Annotated in this window: 16 protein-coding genes; 6 read left to right on the forward strand and 10 right to left on the reverse strand. The window is 66.0% G+C overall.

Annotation, left to right across the window (positions count from 1 at the left end; all coding sequences use genetic code 11):
* Positions 1 to 20 precede the first annotated feature (20 nt).
* A complete protein-coding gene (locus tag F9K07_RS01330) occupies positions 21 to 986 on the reverse strand; it encodes a LysR family transcriptional regulator (protein WP_159596771.1) in 966 nt (321 codons plus the stop codon).
* 103 nt (positions 987 to 1,089) lie between these two features.
* Between F9K07_RS01330 and F9K07_RS01335 the strand changes: the two genes are divergently transcribed.
* Positions 1,090 to 1,665, forward strand: coding sequence for a hypothetical protein (locus tag F9K07_RS01335; protein WP_159588631.1), 576 nt, complete (start codon positions 1,090 to 1,092; stop codon positions 1,663 to 1,665).
* Between the two features lie 136 nt (positions 1,666 to 1,801).
* Here the strand turns inward: F9K07_RS01335 and F9K07_RS01340 are convergent, their stop codons facing one another.
* From F9K07_RS01340 to F9K07_RS01355, 5 genes are all read right to left on the reverse strand, one after another.
* Positions 1,802 to 3,661, reverse strand: coding sequence for a phosphoenolpyruvate carboxykinase (GTP) (locus F9K07_RS01340; RefSeq protein WP_159588633.1), 1,860 nt, complete (start codon positions 3,659 to 3,661; stop codon positions 1,802 to 1,804).
* 326 nt (positions 3,662 to 3,987) lie between these two features.
* Entirely contained in the window at positions 3,988 to 4,131 is a 144-nt protein-coding gene (locus F9K07_RS31550) for a hypothetical protein (RefSeq protein WP_201451502.1), read from the reverse strand.
* Positions 4,132 to 4,184: 53 nt separating this feature from the next.
* On the reverse strand, positions 4,185 to 4,613 hold the full coding sequence (locus F9K07_RS01345; RefSeq protein WP_159588635.1) for a PaaI family thioesterase: 429 nt from the start codon (positions 4,611 to 4,613) through the stop codon (positions 4,185 to 4,187).
* A 4-nt stretch (positions 4,614 to 4,617) separates the two neighbouring features.
* Positions 4,618 to 6,078 (reverse strand): mechanosensitive ion channel, encoded by a 1,461-nt coding sequence (locus F9K07_RS01350; protein WP_159588637.1) that lies wholly within the window; start codon positions 6,076 to 6,078, stop codon positions 4,618 to 4,620.
* An 87-nt stretch (positions 6,079 to 6,165) separates the two neighbouring features.
* Positions 6,166 to 7,371 carry a threonine ammonia-lyase gene (locus F9K07_RS01355; RefSeq protein WP_159588639.1) on the reverse strand — a complete coding sequence of 402 codons (1,206 nt, stop codon included), beginning with the start codon at positions 7,369 to 7,371 and terminating at the stop codon, positions 6,166 to 6,168.
* Positions 7,372 to 7,542: 171 nt separating this feature from the next.
* On the opposite strand from F9K07_RS01355, the gene F9K07_RS01360 reads away from it, so the two are divergent.
* The gene (locus F9K07_RS01360; protein WP_159588641.1) at positions 7,543 to 9,936 is read left to right on the forward strand and encodes an ATP-binding protein; all 2,394 of its coding nucleotides are present in this window, start codon (positions 7,543 to 7,545) and stop codon (positions 9,934 to 9,936) included.
* Between the two features lie 132 nt (positions 9,937 to 10,068).
* Here F9K07_RS01360 and F9K07_RS01365 read toward each other — a convergent pair whose 3' ends face one another.
* The 3 genes from F9K07_RS01365 to F9K07_RS01375 form a co-directional block, all read right to left on the reverse strand.
* Positions 10,069 to 10,413, reverse strand: coding sequence for a hypothetical protein (locus F9K07_RS01365; RefSeq protein WP_159588643.1), 345 nt, complete (start codon positions 10,411 to 10,413; stop codon positions 10,069 to 10,071).
* 174 nt (positions 10,414 to 10,587) lie between these two features.
* Positions 10,588 to 12,501, reverse strand: coding sequence for a DNA helicase RecQ (gene recQ / locus F9K07_RS01370; RefSeq protein WP_159588645.1), 1,914 nt, complete (start codon positions 12,499 to 12,501; stop codon positions 10,588 to 10,590).
* Positions 12,502 to 12,505: 4 nt separating this feature from the next.
* Positions 12,506 to 12,925, reverse strand: a complete 420-nt coding sequence (locus F9K07_RS01375; protein WP_159588647.1) for a rhodanese-like domain-containing protein — start codon at positions 12,923 to 12,925, stop codon at positions 12,506 to 12,508.
* Between the two features lie 80 nt (positions 12,926 to 13,005).
* Between F9K07_RS01375 and F9K07_RS01380 the strand changes: the two genes are divergently transcribed.
* Complete coding sequence (locus tag F9K07_RS01380; protein ID WP_159588649.1) at positions 13,006 to 14,052, forward strand: homocysteine S-methyltransferase family protein; 1,047 nt, start codon at positions 13,006 to 13,008, stop codon at positions 14,050 to 14,052.
* A 219-nt stretch (positions 14,053 to 14,271) separates the two neighbouring features.
* Here F9K07_RS01380 and F9K07_RS01385 read toward each other — a convergent pair whose 3' ends face one another.
* On the reverse strand, positions 14,272 to 14,874 hold the full coding sequence (locus tag F9K07_RS01385) for a cyclic nucleotide-binding domain-containing protein (protein WP_159588651.1): 603 nt from the start codon (positions 14,872 to 14,874) through the stop codon (positions 14,272 to 14,274).
* A gap of 96 nt (positions 14,875 to 14,970) precedes the next feature.
* Here F9K07_RS01385 and F9K07_RS01390 point away from each other — a divergent pair, with 96 nt between their 5' ends.
* The 3 genes from F9K07_RS01390 to F9K07_RS01400 all read left to right on the forward strand — a co-directional run bounded on the left by F9K07_RS01390 (position 14,971) and on the right by F9K07_RS01400 (position 18,405).
* Positions 14,971 to 16,179 carry a PAS domain-containing sensor histidine kinase gene (locus tag F9K07_RS01390; RefSeq protein ID WP_159588653.1) on the forward strand — a complete coding sequence of 403 codons (1,209 nt, stop codon included), beginning with the start codon at positions 14,971 to 14,973 and terminating at the stop codon, positions 16,177 to 16,179.
* Between the two features lie 17 nt (positions 16,180 to 16,196).
* Entirely contained in the window at positions 16,197 to 16,859 is a 663-nt protein-coding gene (locus F9K07_RS01395; RefSeq protein WP_159596772.1) for a response regulator, read from the forward strand.
* A gap of 136 nt (positions 16,860 to 16,995) precedes the next feature.
* The gene (locus F9K07_RS01400; RefSeq protein WP_159588655.1) at positions 16,996 to 18,405 is read left to right on the forward strand and encodes a CmpA/NrtA family ABC transporter substrate-binding protein; all 1,410 of its coding nucleotides are present in this window, start codon (positions 16,996 to 16,998) and stop codon (positions 18,403 to 18,405) included.

The following is an 18,405-nucleotide window of genomic DNA, read 5'->3' on the forward strand; positions in this document are numbered from 1 at the left end:
TGCATTGTCGGCCAGGACCTTCAGGCCCCGGTGGCACGGAGCTCAAGGGCGGCGGCGCGCGCTACCGCCTGCCGCAACCACCGGTGCGCGGTGTTGTGGGTGGCGTTTCGATGCCAGAGCGAGTCCACATGCACCGAAGGCACCTGCAGGGGCAGCTCGCACTGTGCGAGTTCATGTTCCATGCCCGTGGCGCCCACGAAGTGGCGCGGCAGCACGGTGAGCAGATCGGTGGTGGCCACGACCTGGCCAGCCGTGAAAAACTGATTGACCGTGAGCATCACCCGGCGTTGGCGCGACATCGCTGCCAATGCTTCGTCAACGAACCCGAAAGGACGGCCCGAAAAGCTCACCAACAAATGGCGCGCCTCGCAATACGTGTCCAGATCGATCGGCTTGCCCGCCAACGGATGGTTGCGCCGCATGACGACGACGTACTCACCGACGTACAGCCGCTGGTGGAGAAAGTTCGGATTGTGTTCCTGCAGATGCTGAGCCCCCAACTCGGCCAGCACACCGGGGAAATAGCCGATGGCGAGATCGACCGTCCCCGACTCGAGCAAGTCGCGTGGATCGCGTGTGGTCAGGGGCAGTGTGCGCAGGTTGGCGTTCGGCGCCTCGCTGACAAAGATGTCCATCAGCGCGGGCATGAGCTTGGCCGCGGTGGCGTCGGCCATGGCCAGCAGAAAGGCGTTGTGGGCGCTCGCGGGGTCGAAATGACCCGGCGCGAGCGATTCGCGCAGCATGTGCAAGGCATCCCTCACCGAGGGCCACAAGGTCAGGGCCGCGGGCGTGGGCTCCACGCCATAGCCCGAGCGCCGCACCAGATCGTCGCCCAACGCCTCGCGCAGGCGGCGCAGCGCATTGCTCACGGCGGGCTGCGTCATCGAGAGGTTGTGCGCCGCTCGCGTGAGGTTGCGCTCGGTCATGACCTCGTCGAAGACGCGCAACAGGTTCAGATCCAAAGTTCGGAAGTTGAGGTCTTTTATCACTCTTGTGAATGTAATTCATCACAAAGATAAATTGGAAAGATATGAGGGTTTCCCCTAACATTCGCTCGTCCAAAAGACATTTACCCCAAAGGAGTTCGCCATGAGCACGATCGTTTCCCTTCCCAATGCCCCGCTGGGCTCGCGCCCGGCATCTGTCCCCGCGCACAAGGGGATCGAGGGCGTCCGCCGCCGCGGCGAAAACACCCGTGGCCTGACCGCCATGTTGCTGGCTGCTGTGCTGGCGGCGGTGGTGGTGTCCGCTGACCGCCTGATCAGCACCTGGGCCGATGACCAGTTGTTCCTGGCCTGGGTCCTCCTGTGGGTGGTGGTTTTCGCCAGCATGGCCTTGTTTGCCGATACCGCCCGTTCGCTGGCCCGTCGCGCCGCGGTGGGGCTGGACCGATGGTCACAGGCTTTGGCGGAAGCGCGCGCCGAAACCCGCCTGTGGAAATTGGCCCGCATGGACCACCGTCTGATGGCCGAGCTGACCGCCGCCCGCATGCGTGCGCAGGAGGAAGTGGCTGAGCAACCGGCTGCGCCCGTGACGCAGTCCTATGCCGAAGCCCTGGCGCCGCTGGGCCTGCCCGAAGCGCCGAAGGCCGTTGAAGCGGAGCAGAGCTATTGGGTCCGGGTGGGCATGGCCCGCGCTCGCCGTCAGCTGGCGCACTACTACTGACCCGCAGCGCCCTGCGCACCCAACAGAAACAAAAAACGCCACCCTTCGGTGGCGTTTTTTTTGTTTGCCGATCGCATATCGGCATGGCGGTAGAGGCTCGCAGACCGTTCGAGCCTCCTGCCGGGCCTGGCCAAACTCAAGCCGCCAGACGCTTCTCGATCGCGGCCTTGGTCTCTTCGAGTTCGCTCGGCAGGTGGTACGCCAGTTGGGTGAACAGCTCGCTGTGCAGGCCCAGTTCCTGGGTCCAGGCTGCCTTGTCGATGTGGGTGACGGTGCGGTACTGGTCGGCCGAGAAGTCCAGACCTTCCCAGTGGATGTCCTCAAAACGGGGGCTCACGCCAAAGGCGTGTTCCACGCCGGCACCGGCCTGACCTTCCAGGCGGTCGATCATCCATTTCAGTACACGCATGTTTTCGCCAAAGCCCGGCCAGACGAACTTGCCGGCCTCGTCCTTGCGGAACCAGTTCACGCAGAAGATGCCCGGCAGCTTCGCGCCTTGGGCCGCGAGCTTGGCGCCCACGTCGAGCCAGTGCTGGAAGTAGTCGCTCATGTTGTAGCCGGTGAATGGCAGCATGGCGAAGGGGTCGCGGCGCACCACGCCTTGCGCACCGAAGGCGGCGGCGGTGGTTTCCGAGCCCATGGTGGCGGCCATGTACACGCCCTCGGTCCAGTTGCGCGCCTCGGTCACCAGCGGCACGGTGGTGGAGCGGCGGCCACCGAAGATGAAGGCGTCGATTGCCACGCCCGCCGGGTCGTCCCAAGCGGCGTCCAGCGCGGGGTTGTTGGTGGCGGCAACGGTGAAGCGCGCGTTCGGGTGGGCCGCCTTGGCGCCGGTTTCCTTGGCGATCTGGGGCGTCCAGTCCTTGCCTTGCCAGTCGATGGCGTGGGCCGGTGCTTCGCCCATGCCTTCCCACCACACGTCGCCATCGTCGGTCAGCGCGACGTTGGTGAAGATCACGTCGCGGTCCAAGCTGGACATGCAGTTGGGGTTGGTGGCGGTGTTGGTGCCCGGGGCCACACCGAAGTAGCCGGCTTCGGGGTTGATGGCGTACAGGCGGCCATCCTTGCCGGGCTTGATCCAGGCGATGTCGTCACCGATGGTCGTGACCTTCCAGCCTTCGAAGCCTTTGGGTGGGATCAGCATGGCGAAATTGGTCTTGCCGCAGGCGCTGGGGAAGGCTGCGGCCACGTGGTATTTCTTGCCTTGCGGGTTGGTCACGCCCAGGATCAGCATGTGCTCGGCCAGCCAGCCCTGGCGCTTGCCCATGGTGGAGGCGATGCGCAGGGCGAAGCACTTCTTGCCCAGCAGTGCGTTGCCCCCGTAGCCCGAGCCGTAGCTCCAGATTTCGCGCGTTTCCGGGTAGTGAACGATGTACTTGGTGGTCGGGTTGCAAGGCCAGGTGGTCTTGTCGGTCTCGCCCTCGGCCAGCGGCGCGCCCACGGTGTGCACGCAAGGCACGAACTCGCCCTCGGCGCCGAGCACGTCGTACACGGCCTTGCCCATGCGGGTCATGAGCTTCATGTTGACGGCCACATAGGCGCTGTCGGAGAGCTCGATGCCGATGTGGGCGATCGGGCTGCCCAGGGGGCCCATGCTGAACGGCACCACGTACATGGTGCGGCCACGCATGCAGCCATCGAACAGCGGCTGCAGCGTGGCGCGCATCTCGGCCGGCGCTTTCCAGTTGTTGGTCGGGCCGGCATCTTCCTGGCGGGCCGAGCAGATGAAGGTGCGGTCTTCAACACGGGCCACGTCCGAGGGGTCGGAGCAGGCCAGGAAGCTGTTGGGCCGTTTCACCGGGTCAAGCTTTTTCAACGTGCCGGCATCTACCAGCTGTTGGCACAGGCGGGCGTATTCCTCTTCGCTGCCATCGCACCAGACGATCTGATCGGGCTTGCACAAGGCAGCCATGTCGGCCACCCAGGCGATCAGCCGGGCGTGTTTGACGTAGGGGGGGGTGTTGAGGGTAAGGCCCTGCATCACAGGTGAGTTCATGGATGGGCTCCAGAAGTTGTAAACCGGTGCACCTCAGAGACACCGACAGCCGCAGGCGTCGGCGTCGACGCGGCGGCTGTCCAAAGTGTCCCTTCGGGGGAGGGGTCGACGCGGAGAAGGTGGGGAGTGCCAGGTCCCAGGACCTAGCCCACCCGGCGAGTCGGCCTATGGGGCAATTTTATGAAAGTGCCCACCGGGTTACATGGTTGTTACATGCAAAGCCTGCATAACGTGATGCATTCGACGCCTCAACCTCCTGGACGTCTCGGGCAAAAAAAAAGCCGAAGGCCCGTTCGGGCGTTCGGCTTTCTCGAGAAATGGAGCGATCAGGCCATGAACACGGCAATGAACGCCAGTAGAAACATGAGCACGCCACCAGCGATGGGCAGCACGACGGGCATGTAAGGAACGATGGACTCCACCAGATCTTCGGGATGATCGCTGGACGCGTGGCTTTCGTGCTGAGACATGTTGCGGGGCTCCGTCAAGGGTTCAAAACTTGCGGGATTTTACGGGATAGGGTTCAGAGCAGCGCATAGGTGGTGCTTGCACGGCACACGCTGCGTCCGTCGTTGGCGCCGCAGATGTCGATCTCGCCGAACGCCAGGTTCTTGCCGGCGCGGATCACGCGCGCGGTGATGCGGGCGTCTTGCTCCGAGAGCGGTTTGAGGAAACTGCTGTTGAGCTGCACGGTGGTCATGGGGCGGCGGGTGCCCAGCTGCGTGACGATGGCCAGCACCATGGCGGTGTCGGCCGCTGCCATCATGGCCTGGCCGCACAGCATGCCGCCCACGCGCGAAAGCTGTTCGCTCTGCGGCAGTACCAGGGTGACCTCGCCATCGCCGAAGGACGATACCCGCAGGCCCATGGCCTGGATCCACGGCGCGAACCAATCCCTCAGCAGCCCCTGCAGCAACTCGGTGGTGATGACCTCGTCGGGGTTCGAGCCCATGGGCTCAGTCCTCGCGGCGCAGCTTGGAGAGCCAGTGCTCCATCAGCTTGCCGGCGGCTTCACGTCCGCCCAGTCCGAAAGACAGCGCTACCGCCACAGAGACGGCGCCCAGCGTGAGACCGAAGGCCAGGTTGACGATGTCGTCGGCAATGCCCATGGCGCGCAGGCCCATGGCGATCACCAGCGCCAGGATGGCATAGCGGCCGATGCGCGCCAGGCCTTTGGTGCCGGCGCCGCTGGCGCGGTCGATGGCGTCGTAGGCGAGGTTGGCGAGCCAGAAGCCGATCACCAGGATGGCCGAGCCGAGCAGGATGTCGCCACCGAAGCGGATGAAGCTGGAGACGATGACGCTGACCTGGCCAAAGCCGAGTTGCGCCGCGGCCTCCACGGTGGCGAACAGCATGGCGAAGAACAGCACCACGCGGCCCACGGCGGTGGAGGCGCTGGTGTTCTCGAAGGCATGGGCCATGTTCACGCGCGCGGGCAGAGCGTCAAAACCCAGCGTGGCCAACAGGCTGGCCAGCAGCTTGCTCGCGAACGACGCCACCAGCCAGGTGACCACCAGGATCAGTGCTGCGGCGATGAGGTGCGGCACCGCCTGCAGCATCAGGTTGAGCATGTCGGTGGCGGGTTTGGAGATGGCTTCGACCTTCAGCGCGTCGAGCGCGGCGATCAACGAGGGCAGGAACACCGCCACGAAGACCAGCATGCCGATGACGCGCGAGAGCTTCACCGTGTCGCCCAGGCCGGCTTGGTGCCCGAGCTTGTCCACGCCGGCCGTGCGGCTCAGGTGCGTGGTGAGGTTGCGCAGCACGGTGGCCACGATCCAGCCGACGCCGCCGATCACCAGGGCCGCGACCGCGTTGGGCAACATGTCCAGGGTCTTGGTCACCATCTGGCGCAACGGTTCGAGCAGCCCTTCCATTTGCAGCGCGCCCAGCACGGCGGGCACGAACAGCAGGATCACCAGCCAGAACAGCGCGCCCGAGAGGCTCTCGCTGATGGGCGCCATGTCGGCGTGTTCGGACAGCGTCTCATCCAGCGTGGTCTTGTCCAGCAGCTTCTGCGACAGTGCGCGCACGACGCTGGCGACGAGCCACCCGACAAGTGCCAGGACCAGGCCGCCGATGATGCGGGGCGCGTACTCGAACAACTGGGTGGTGAAGGCCGAGAACGGACCGGAGACGAGCGCCAGGTTGAGCGAGTTGAAGACCGCGACCAAGGTGAGCAGGATCACGATCCAGAACAGCGCCAGCGCAACCGCGCCTTCGACGTCCACGCGCGTGTTCGTGAGTTTGCCCACGCGGTGGTTGAGGCCGATAAAGCCCAGGCTCTTGCGCGTGCCGGCGCGCACGATGACCGCAATGAGCCAGCCTAGAATGAAAATGGCGAGCGCGCCGAGCAGTTGTGGAATGTGCGTGCCCAGCGTGTTCTGCAGGGAATTCCACAAGGTGTTGGTATCCATTTCTTCCTCCGGGTAACGTTGGCAATGCGGCGCATGATGTCAGAGGCTGCGCCACAGCGTCAACCGTGCAGAGCCGCCCGCGCGGCCCTACATGGGCACCGACGCGGCATCAAAACCCGCCTCGCGCAGGCGTTCGATCACCAGTTCGATGTGCTCGCGCCCGCGCGTCTGCAGCACCAGTTCGATGGCGACGTTCTGCGCCGCCAGCAGCGTGAAGGCGCGTTGGTGGTGCACCTCGTTCACATTGGCGCCCGCTTCGGCGACGGTGGTCGCGATGCGCGCGAGGTTGCCGGGCACGTCGCGCGCATTGACCTGGATGCGCGCCAGCCGGCCCGCGCGCACCATGCCGCGCTCGATGATGGAGGCCAGCAGCATCGGGTCGATGTTGCCCCCGCACAGCACCAGGCCCACGCGTTGTCCGGCAAAGCGCGCTGGGTGTTTGATGAGCGCTGCGAGGCCGGCCGCGCCAGCGCCCTCCACCAGCGTTTTCTCGATCTCCAGCAGCATCACGATGGCCTGCTCGATGTCACCCTCGTCGACCAGCAGCAGTTCATCGACACGGCGACGCACAATGGCCTCGGTGATCACGCCTGGTGTGCCCACGGCGATGCCTTCGGCGATCGTGCTCGTGCCCTGCGGCAATTGCGTGCCCTGGATGGCATTGACCATGGCGGGGAAGCGCTCGGTCTGCACGCCGACGATGCGGATGTCGGGGCGGATTCCCTTGGCGGCGGTGGCAATGCCTGCGATCAGGCCGCCACCGCCGATCGCGATCACCAAGGTGTCCAGATCGGGTTGCTCGCGCAGCATCTCCAGCCCCAGCGTGCCTTGGCCGGCGACGATGGCCTCGTCGTCGTACGGGTGCACGAACACCAGACCATCGCGTTGCGCGAGCTCGCGCGCATGCGAACGTGAAGCGTCCAGCGTGTCGCCGTGCAGCACCACCTCGGCGCCGAAGCCGCGCGTGCGCTCCACCTTCACACCCGGGGTGAAGAGTGGCATGACGATCACCGCGCGAATGCCCAGGCGTTGCGCGTGGTAGGCCACGCCCTGGGCGTGGTTGCCCGCGCTCATGGCCACGACGCCCCGCGCGCGCTCCTGCGCGGTGAGTTGCGCCAGTTTGTTGCACGCGCCCCGCTCCTTGAACGACGCTGTGTACTGCAGGTTCTCGAACTTCAGAAACACCTGACAGCCGGTGAGCTGGGAAATCGTGCGCGACTCGACGAATGGTGTGTCGAGCACATGCCCCTTCAGGCGGGCGGCGGCGGCTTCGATGTCGTGGAGTTGCAGCATGGCGGCATTGTGAACCAGCCGTTGCGCGGGGGCATGCGGGCAAAGCCTGACAAACTGCTCAAACGGCCTTAGCACGCTCTTCCATCATTCGTCAAGCTAGGTTATGGTCCGCTCAACTGCCGGCCCACGCTGGCATGGAATCCCAGGGACGATAGGTCTGGAGGTGTCTGGATGAACAAGCGCTCGCCGCCGCCGGCGGCAACGGCGGTTCGCACCGTGCCCGAGGCGCGCGAAAGCCGCGGCCCCCTCGCGGGCGAGGGGCGTGTGTTCGTGCCACACGGCCTGCGCCAGGCACCGGTGCTGGACCTCATGTGCTCCCATTTCGTGCTCACCCTGGCTGCGCGCCAGGGCCCGCGTTTCAACGTGCGGCGCGACCTCAACACCTTGCTCTCGCTTGCCGGCCGCCATCTGGTGTGGCCGCAGACCGTGCTGCTGCGCTTGCGCGGGTTTCTGCAACGCCGCTGCAAGGACAACGAGCTCTGGAGCGGCCACGACCTGCTGGCCACCAACGCCTTCATGGAGCGCTACGGCGTGTGGCGCGGCCCGTATGAGGAAGGCACGCTGTTCTTCTACCTCGACGAGTACGCCAAGGAGTCGCCCAAAGACCTGCTCTCGGTGCTGGCCGTGACCGGTGAGTGGCTGAGCCATTCGCTGAAAAAGCAGTCCACCCTGGTGGAGAAGAACATCGACGCGCTTGCCGGCCTGCTGCAGCTCAACCGCGCCGAGCGCGCGCTGCTGCTGTACGGCACGCTGGCGCGCTACCAACGCGACCTGCGCTCCATCCTGGTCGAGTTCAAGGTGAACAACGCGCCCGAGGCCTATGCGGCGATCGCCGACGTGGCCGGCGTGAAGGCCAGCGAGGTCGGCGAAGCGCTGCGCGCGGGCTCGCGCCTGGAGCGCATCGGCATGGTGGAGAACCTGATCTCCGAGCACAACATCACCGATCTGGCCGACCTGATGAAGGTCAGCGAAAAGTTGCCGCCGGTGCTGATGCGCGAGTACCGCACGCAAAGCGAGCTGATGGCTGTGTTCACCCGGCCGGCCGCGCGGTCGGCACTGAGCGAGAAGGACTTCGACTACGTGGGCGAAGACGTGCGCCTGCTCTGCGGCCTGTTGCGCGAAGCCGTGGCGCGCAAGGAGCTGGGCGTGAACGTGCTGCTCTATGGACCTCCTGGCACGGGCAAGACCGAGTTGGCGCGCGTGGTGGCCAACGCCGCGGGTCTGGAGTTGTTCGAGGTGGAGTACGCCGACCGCGATGGCAATGCGCTCTCGGGACGCGACCGCTACCGTTCGCTGCAGATCGCCCAGGTGTTCCTGAAAGGCACGGCGCATTCCGCCTTGTTGTTCGACGAAGTGGAAGACGTGTTCCCACCCATTTCCAGCGAAGCCGCGCAGCTGATGGCGCGCGCCGAGCATGTGACTGCGCCGCACACGGGCAGTGTCAGCGGAAAGGCCTGGGTCAACCAGATTCTGGAGACCAATGCCGTGCCCACGCTGTGGGTGACCAACCGCATCGAGCAGATCGATCCTGCGTTTCGCCGCCGCTTCGCCTACCACCTCGAACTCAAGAGCCCGCCGCCGGGCGCGCGCGAACAGCTGGTGCGCAAGACACTCGAAGGTGCGCCAGTGTCCGACACGCTGGTGGCCCGGTTGACCGAGCGCAAGGGGCTCACGCCCGCGCAGATCCGCACCGCTTTGCGGTTTGCGCAACTGGCTGCGAGCCCTGCCAAACCCAAGGCTCGGCGCACCGCCAAGGCGCCGGCGTTGCTGGACGACCTGATCGAGCGCCAGCTCAAGAACGCCGACCTGGCCCTGGGCCGCAAACCCGATCTGGCGCAGCGCCCGAGCGCCACGCAGTACAGCCTGGACATGCTCAACATCGAGACGCGGCACGAACTGCCCCGTGTGATCGCCGCGCTCAAGGCGCGCGGCCATGGTTGTCTGTGTTTCCACGGCGCTCCCGGCACCGGCAAGACCGCGCTGGCCGAGCACATCGCGCAGCAGTTGGAGCGCCCTCTCATGATCCGGCGCGCCAGCGATCTGGTGAGCAAATTCGTGGGCGAGACCGAACAGCAGATGGCCGCGATGTTCCGGGAAGCCGAAGCCGAGAAGGCCGTGTTGTTGCTCGACGAGGCCGACAGCTTCCTGCAGGACCGCAGGGGTGCGCAGCGCACCTACGAAGTGACCGAAGTCAACGAGATGCTGCAAGGCATGGAGCGGTTCGCCGGCATCTTCATCTGCACCACCAACCTGATGGACAGCATCGACCAGGCAGCGCTGCGGCGCTTTACCTTCAAGATCCGTTTCAAGCCACTCACGGCAGAACAGCGCGAAAGGATGTTCGTGGTGGAGGCGCTGGAGGGTGATGCCACGCGGCTGGAGCCGGCGTTGCGCGCGCGGCTGGCCAAGCTTGATCAGCTCTGCCCGGGCGATTTCGCCGCGGTCAAACGGCAGGTGGAGATCCTGGCGGAAGTGCTGGCGCCGGAGGAGTTCATCGCCCAGCTCGAAGCCGAGCACCGCATCAAACCGGAGGTGCGCGAAGCACGGGGCATCGGTTTCACCTGAGCCGTCGGCACGAAACGGGTCCGAATCCAGAATGCCGCGGAACTGGCCTTGGCCTGTCCTGCGCTTGTCGAAGGGCCAGGCCGCAGGCATTGCCCCCTGGGGGTGACGCACCGCAGGTGCGGCGCGGGGGGGTCAATGAACCAAGGCCATCGGACCCGTGGGCAGCTCGTCCGACGAATAGTCGGGGTGGTGGCTCAGGAAGAAGCGCAGCTTCTGGTCCAGGCGGGCTAGGCGGTCGTGGGCGACGCTTTCGCAGTGGTGCTTGGAAATCAGCGAGAACAGCTGGCTGCGCAGAAACCACAGATCCTTCGGCGTCAGGCACGAAGAGAGCGTGGCCTGCATGCGGGTGCGGATCGGGTCCTTGATGTCCGCCATGGCCTGGTGGAATTCATCGACGACAAAGTCCAGTTCCAGCACCTGCGTATCGTGGTACTGGGCTTTCGGGGTTTTGCCAAACCACGGCAACCTGAAAAACATGAAGCGCTCCCGTCGTCGATGTCGATGTGTCTGGCCTGGAAAAGGACTCTTCCGGCTACATCCAGAACATCGGCTTGAGGGCCGGCCGCTTGAGCGGCGGACGGGGGCTGAGCGACGGGCGGTTGGCCCGTTCACACCTTGGTTGTCAGTGCTGCTTTTCGATGGACTTTAGCTTCAGACGAAAGCACTCACCACCCTGAGCACGTCGGCACCATAGGCCTCGCGCTTTTTCTGGCCGATGCCGGAAATGCCGTCCAGATCGGCCAGGGTTTCGGGCTTGCGTCCGGCAATGGCGCGCAGGGTCGCGTCGTGGAAGATCACGAAGGCGGGCAGGTTGTGTTCCCGTGCCACCCCGGCCCGCCAGGACTTGAGCGCTTCCAGACATTCGCGCTCGGACAGACTCAGCGGCACACCATCGTCCTTGGCCGTGGCGCGCGAGGCGCGTTGGCGGCTGCTGCGGGCCGAGCCCGCGGCCTTGTCGGCCAGGGCCCTGAGGCGCACCTCGGCCTGGCCCTTGAGGATGTCCCGCGCCGCACCGGCCAGGTGCAGCGTGTTGTACGGCGCGTCGTGCACCTCGATCGCCTCGCGTGCGATGAGCTGGCGCAGCAGCGCGCGCCACTGGGTTTCGGACAGATCGGCGCCGATGCCGAACGTAGACAGCTTTTCGTGGCCATACTGCTTGACCTTGTCGGTGTCCTTGCCGCGCAGAATGTCCATGATGTGGCCCGCGCCAAAGGCCGTGCCACTGGCTTGTTGCACGCGGTAGATGCAGGAAAGCAGCTTGCGCGCGGACTCGGTGGCGTCGATCAGTTCGGGCGGGCTCAGGCAGTTGTCGCAGTTGCCGCAGGGCCGGCTGGCTTCGCCAAAGTAGGACAACAGGCGCACGCGGCGGCAGTCGCTGGCTTCGGCGAGCGTGAGCAGGGCGTCCAGTTTGCCGCGCAGCACCTGCTTGAATTCGTCGGCCGCGGGGCTCTCGTCGATCATGCGGCGCTGGTTCACCACATCTTGCAGGCCGTAGGCCATCCAGGCATTGGCGGCCTCGCCGTCGCGCCCGGCGCGGCCGGTTTCCTGGTAGTAGCCCTCGATGTTCTTGGGCATGTCCAGGTGCGCGACGAAGCGCACGTCGGGCTTGTCGATGCCCATGCCGAAGGCGATGGTGGCGACCATGATCAGGCCCTCTTCGCGCAGAAAGCGGTCTTGGTGTTTCTGCCGCACGGCCGCGTCCAGTCCCGCGTGGTAGGGCAGGGCGGTGAGGCCGGCGTCGCAGAGCATCGCCGCCACTTCCTCTACCCGCCGGCGCGACTGGCAATAGACGATGCCGGCGTCGTGCTCGTCGCCGCTGCTGGTGTGCTCGTCGCGGATGAAGCGCATCAGCTGGGTGGTGGCGTCCTTCTTCTCCACCAGCTGGTAGCGGATGTTGGGGCGGTCGAAGCTGCTGATGAAGGTGCGCGCTTCCTGCAACTGCAGATGCTCGACGATGTCGGCGCGCGTGAGGTGGTCGGCGGTGGCGGTGAGCGCCACGCGCGGCACGCTGGCAAAGCGCTCGTGCAGCACGACCAGCGCGCGGTATTCAGGGCGAAAGTCGTGGCCCCATTGGCTCACGCAGTGGGCCTCGTCGATGGCGAACAGGCTGAGCTTGCCGCGTTCGTGAAGCGAGTCCAGCAGCGCGAGGAAGCGCGGCGTGGTCAGGCGCTCGGGCGCCGTGTAAATCAGCGTGATCTCGCCGCGCAGCATCTGCCTCTCGACCCGCTGCGCCTCTTCGCCGGAGAGGCTGGAGTTGAGGAAGGCGGCGGCGACGCCGGCTTCGGTCAGGGCGCCGACCTGGTCGTGCATCAGCGCGATCAAGGGAGAGACCACGATGGTCACGCCCTGGCCAGCGCGTTGCCGCACGATCGCGGGCACCTGGTAACACAGCGACTTGCCACCCCCCGTGGGCATGAGCACCAGCGCGTCGCCGCCAGCGCCCACGTGGGACACGATGTCCGCCTGCGGACCTCGAAAGGCTTCGTAGCCGAACACCTCGTGCAGCACGCCGAGGCTGGTCTCCAGAATCTCGCTGCCGGGTGCGATGTCGATGGTGGCGCTCATGGACTTACATCTGTTCCCAGGGCAGGCCATCGAAACGCCAGCCGTTCAGTGTGGAGCGCTTGAACGCGTCGTTGAGCTCGCCTTCGAAGCCGTGAAGCACGTGGGCCACGTCAGTGAAACCCGCAGCCTCCAGCGCCTTGCCCGCGTCCAGCGTGCGCTTGCCGCTGCGGCAGATGAGCAGCACCGGGCGGTCCTTGCGGCCCGCTTCCTGCTCGACCGCGGTCGCAAAGCGCGCCGGATCGGGCGTGAGGTCGGGGTATTCGTACCAGGGAATGTTCTCCACGCCGGGTGGGCGGCCCACGTAGAGCGACTCGATCTCCATGCGAACGTCCACGAACAGCGGGGGGTCTTCGCCCTGGGCGGCGCGCAGCTCACCCTGGGCCTGCAGCCAGGCCCAAGCCTGCTGGGGCGTGAGGTGTTTCATGGCGGCTATTGTCGGGGAATTCGCGGGGCCACCCTCCTGGCGGTCGGTTGGGCGCGCAGGGGCTTTCATACAATCCCGGCATGAACGCCCCTGCCTACACCCGCGCGCAAGCGCTTCCCGAGATCCTGAAGCACCGCATCGCCATCCTCGACGGCGCCATGGGCACCATGATCCAGCGCTTCAAACTCGGCGAGGCGGAGTACCGCGGAGAGCGCTTCAAGGACTTCCACAAGGACGTGAAAGGCAACAACGAGCTGCTCAGCCTGACGCGCCCGGACGTCATCCGCGACATCCATGAAGGCTACCTGGCTGCGGGTGCCGACCTGATCGAGACCAACACCTTCGGCGCCACCACCATCGCGCAGGACGACTACGACATGGCCCATCTCGCACGCGAGATGAATGTTGAATCGGCACGTCTGGCGCGTGCCGCCTGCAACAAGTTCAGCACGCCGGACAAGCCGCGCTTCGTGGCCGGCGCCCTCGGCCCCACGCCCAAGACGGCCAGCATCAGTCCCGACGTGAACGACGCCGGCGCACGCAATGTCACCTTCGAACAACTGCGCGCAGCCTACCTGGAGCAGATCGAGGGACTGGTCGAAGGCGGCGCCGATGTGCTGCTGGTCGAAACCATCTTCGACACGCTCAACGCCAAGGCGGCCTTGTTCGCCATCGACGAGTTCTTCGAGCAGTCCGGCCAGCGCCTGCCGATCATCATCAGCGGCACCGTGACCGATGCCTCGGGCCGCATCCTCAGTGGCCAGACCGTCAGCGCCTTCTGGGCCAGCGTGCGCCACCTGCAGCCGCTGGCCGTGGGCCTGAACTGCGCGCTGGGCGCGGCGCTGATGCGGCCTTACATCCAGGAACTGGCCAAGGTCGCGGGCGACACCTTCATCAGCTGCTATCCCAATGCCGGCCTGCCCAACCCGATGAGCGACACCGGTTTCGACGAAACACCGGCCGACACCAGCCGCCTGTTGCGCGAGTTTGCCGCCGAAGGCCTGGTCAACATCGTGGGCGGCTGCTGCGGCACCACGCCCGACCACATCGGGGCGATTCACCAGAGCGTGTCGCCGCTGGCGCCGCGGGTGGTCCAGCGCGAGTACTTCTACAAGGAAGCGGCCTGAGACCAGGACGGCCCGGTCCACGGGCTGGTCACGCACCTGTATTTTCCTGACCTGTGCGGCACCTGCCGCGTGGCGCCTGGCTCGGCCCAATCGCGATAGCAACGGCCATCGCTGCGGTTTGCGCCTCGTTCTGGGCACGAGTGCATCGATTTCATGTTGTGCTGCCACTTGCGGGACCGCACACCAGGCAGGGGATGCATCGTCCCCGTGGCAGGAGGATCAGTCCAGGTCCGGTACCAGCCGGTTGATCTCTTCCTGCATGCTCTGCACCAACTGGCCGTAGAGTTGCAGCTTGTTGTCGGTTTCGCGCAGGCGCCTGCTCAGACGCAGTGCCACGGCGCTCAGCAGCTTGGCGGCGGTGGTCGGCTCTTCGGCGATCATGGCTTCGAGCGCGGCACGCGTGAGCACGGCGCAGCCCACGTCGGTGCTGGCGGTGCAGGTGGCCGAGCGGGCGGCGCCATCCATCAGCGACATCTCACCCATCAGGTGACCCGGCCCGAGCACGTTCACAGTCAATGGCGAGATCCGGCTCACCGTCACCGTCTCGACCGTGACTTCGCCATCGACCACCAGGGCCATGAAGCCGTCGTCGCCGCTGCTGCCGCTGGCGCCCTGGCGGATGATTTCCTCGCCCTCGGCGCAATGGCGCATCTGCATGTAGCCGACCACCGTGAGCGCTTCTTGCGGGTTGAGCTGGATCAGTGCGGTGGCCGAACGCAGCAGCTGCGCGGCGCGCAGCGCGGTGGCCGAGGCGTTCACGCGGGCGCGCCGGGCGCTGGCGGCTTTGTCGTTGGTGCCAAACAGGGAGCTGAGCAAGGCCATGACGGAGTTCCGGGGGAGAGGGGAAATCGGTTCGATTGTCGTGCCTTCCCGCTTCGGCGCGTGGCTTTGGCATATCCATTGCTTGGGTTGGGCACCATGCAACTCGATGCCGCCCAACTCGTCAGCCATGCCGCGGCCCCGTCGACCGACGCTTGGCGCGACCCGCTGGGCCTGCTGCTGGCGTCCACCGGCGAAGGGGTGTTTGGCGTCGATCTGGACGGTCTTTGCGTGTTCATCAACCACGCGGGCGCGCGCATGATCGGCTTCGAGCCGGGGGAGCTGCAGGGTTGCAACATGCACGAACTCACCCACCATTCGCACGCCGATGGCGGGCACTATCCGGTGGAGGACTGCCCGATCTTCAATGCCTTCCGCCAGGGCCTGCCCTGCCGCATCGACAGCGAGGTGTTCTGGCGCCGCGATGGCACGTCCTTCCCGGTGGAGTACTCCAGCCACCCGATCGTGGACGAAGGCCAGGTGCGCGGCGCGGTGGTGACTTTCGTGGACATCACCGAGCGCAAGCGCGCGGCCGATGCGCTGCGGCGCGCCAAGGACGAACTCGAGGAGCGCGTGGACGAGCGCACGCTGGCCCTGGCCACCGCGCTCAAACAAGTGCGCGAATTGGCGGCGCGCTCGGAAGCCGTGCGGGAGGAGGAGCGCACCCGCATCGCACGCGAGGTGCACGACGAACTCGGCAGCTTGCTGGTGGCGCTGAAGATGGATGTGAACTGGATGGACAAGCGCCTGTCCGAACAGGAAAGCCGCAGCGCCGAGGCCGCTCACCACATGCGCGACCACATGCGCTGCAAGTGCCAGAACATGAGCCGCCTGATCGAGACCGCGGTGGACAACGTCGGGCGCATCATCACCGACCTGCGCCCCAGCATCCTGGACCACCAGGGCCTGTGGGCGGCGCTGGAGTGGCAGGCGCAGGAGTTCGTGCAATCGGCCGAGCTGGCGCTGGACTGGCACATGGACGTGCCCGACGCTCCCGAACCCGCCGAGCCGCTGGCCATGGCGGTGTTCCGCATCTTTCAGGAGATGCTCAGCAACGTAGGCCGCCATGCGCGCGCGCAGTGGTTGGGCGTGGACATTGTCGTGAAGGGCTCAGCGCTGCGCCTGACGGTGCAGGACAATGGCGTGGGCGCGCCGGCCCAGGCCTTTGAAGCCGCCCATGCCTATGGCGTGATGGGCATGCGCGAGCGGGCACGGCATTTCGGTGGCGATATACACATAGACAGTGCACCCGGCCAAGGCACCCGCATGTGCCTGTCGGTGGGACTGCCTCCTGGAGACACCGCATGAACACCCAGTTCGATCTCATGACCGAAACCATCCGCGTGCTGATCGGCGACGACCACCGCATCGTGCGCGAAGGCCTCAAGCAGATCCTGGCCGACGCCTCGGATGTCCAGGTGGTGGCCGAGGCGCAGACCGGCCACGAGGTGCTGGCCGAAGTGCAGGCGGCCCGTGGCAAGGAGGGCCTGGACCTGGTGCTGCTCGACGTGGCCATGCCCGGGCTGGATGGGCTGGACGTGTTGCAGGCGATCAAGCGCGAGTACCCCAACCTGCCGGTGCTCATGCTCAGCACCTACCCCGAAAAGCAATACGCGGTGCGCTGCATCCGCATGGGTGCGTGCGGCTATCTCAACAAAAGCGCGGACCCCGACGACATGATCACGGCGGTGCGCAAGGCCGCCGGTGGCGCGGTGTTCGTGAGCCAGGCCACGGCCGAAGCGCTCGCCGCGGCCGTGGGCAGCGCTGGCGCACAGACCGGAGCCGAGGCGCTCTCGCACCGCGAATACCAGGTCTACCGCCTGCTGACGCAGGGGCGCACCGTGAGCGAAATTGGTGCACAGCTGGGCCTGGCGGCGAACACCGTGAGCACTTACCGTGCACGCGTGCTGGAGAAAACCGGCGCGAAGAACGATGTGGAGCTCGCGCTGTACGCCGAGCGCCACGCGCGCGACCCCCGATCCGGTTGAAAGGCCGTTCCCTGTAGGGCTGGCCCTACGCGGCGTCGTGTGGCGCGGCACGACTTTCACACGATGGCGCACCCGCCACCGGTTCTGGCCCGGTGCTTGCAGACGGCCTCCTCGTCTTCAACACACGAGGTGCGCCATGTCCGAATTCTTCGATCCCTACAACGCCGACCGCCCGCTCATGCTCAAGTGCAGTTGCGGGCGCGACCACTCGATCGCGGAGCACCACGCCGAGGTGGCGGCCGACCGAGCGGCCCTCGCGTTGCGCCAGCGCAGCGAGAGCGCAGAGTTCGAGGCCTACAGCAATGCGTTCGTCGAGGCCACGCTGGTCAAGGCGCTGTTCCCGCAAGACGAGGTGCGCCGCCGCTTCCTGCGCGCAGTCGGCAAGGGCACGGCGATGGCGGCCATCGCCAGCGTGCTGCCGGTGGCCAGCCTGCAGGCCATGGCTCAGGAGAAGAAGGGTTCGCTGGAAAAAACCAACCTCAAGATCGGCTTCATTCCCATCACCTGCGCCACGCCGCTGATCATGGCCAAGCCGCTGGGCTTCTATGAGAAACAGGGGCTCAACGTCGAGGTGATCAAGACCGCGGGCTGGGCGCTGATCCGCGACAAGATGATCAACAAGGAGTACGACGCCACGCACTTCCTCTCGCCCATGCCACTGGCCATATCCATGGGCGTGGGCTCCAACGCCGTGCCCATGAACGTGGCGACGATCCAGAACACCAACGGCCAGGCCATCACCCTGCACATGAAGCACAAGGACAGGCGCGATCCCAGGCAGTGGAAGGGCTTCAAGTTCGGCGTGCCGTTCGAATACTCGATGCACAACTTCCTGCTGCGCTACTACCTGGCCGAAGCCGGCCTCAACCCCGACACCGACGTTCAGATCCGCGTGGTGCCGCCGCCCGAGATGGTGGCCAACTTGCGTGCCGGCAACATCGACGGCTACCTCGGCCCGGACCCTTTCAACCAGCGGGCGGTGTACGACGAGGTGGGCTTCTTGCACATCCTCACCAGGGACCTGTGGAATGGCCACCCCTGCTGCGCCTTCGGCACCAGCACCGAATTCATCACCCGGAACCCCAACACCTTCGCCGCGCTGTACCGCGCGGTGCTCACCGCTGCGGCCATGGCGCGCCAGGCCAAGAACCGCGAGCTCATCGCGAAAGTGATCGCGCCGCAGGCCTACCTGAACCAGCCCGAGACGGTGATCTCGCAGGTCCTCACCGGCCGGTTTGCCGATGGCCTGGGCAAGATCCAGACCGTGCCCGACCGCGCCGACTTCGACCCGATGCCGTGGCAGAGCATGGCCGTGTGGATGCTCACCCAGATGCAGCGTTGGGGCTATGTGAAGGGCGAGGTGAACTACCGCAAGCTCGCCGAGCAGGTGTTCCTGATCACCGATGCGCGCCAGCACATGAAGGCGCTGGACATCGACTTCAAGGCCGGCCCGGCCTACACCAAGCACACCATCATGGGCAAGGAGTTCGATCCCGCCAAGCCGGTGGAATACCTCAAGAGCTTCGCGATCTCCAGGGCGGCCTGA

Source organism: Hydrogenophaga sp. BPS33 (assembly GCF_009859475.1).
Taxonomy (GTDB): domain Bacteria; phylum Pseudomonadota; class Gammaproteobacteria; order Burkholderiales; family Burkholderiaceae_C; genus Hydrogenophaga.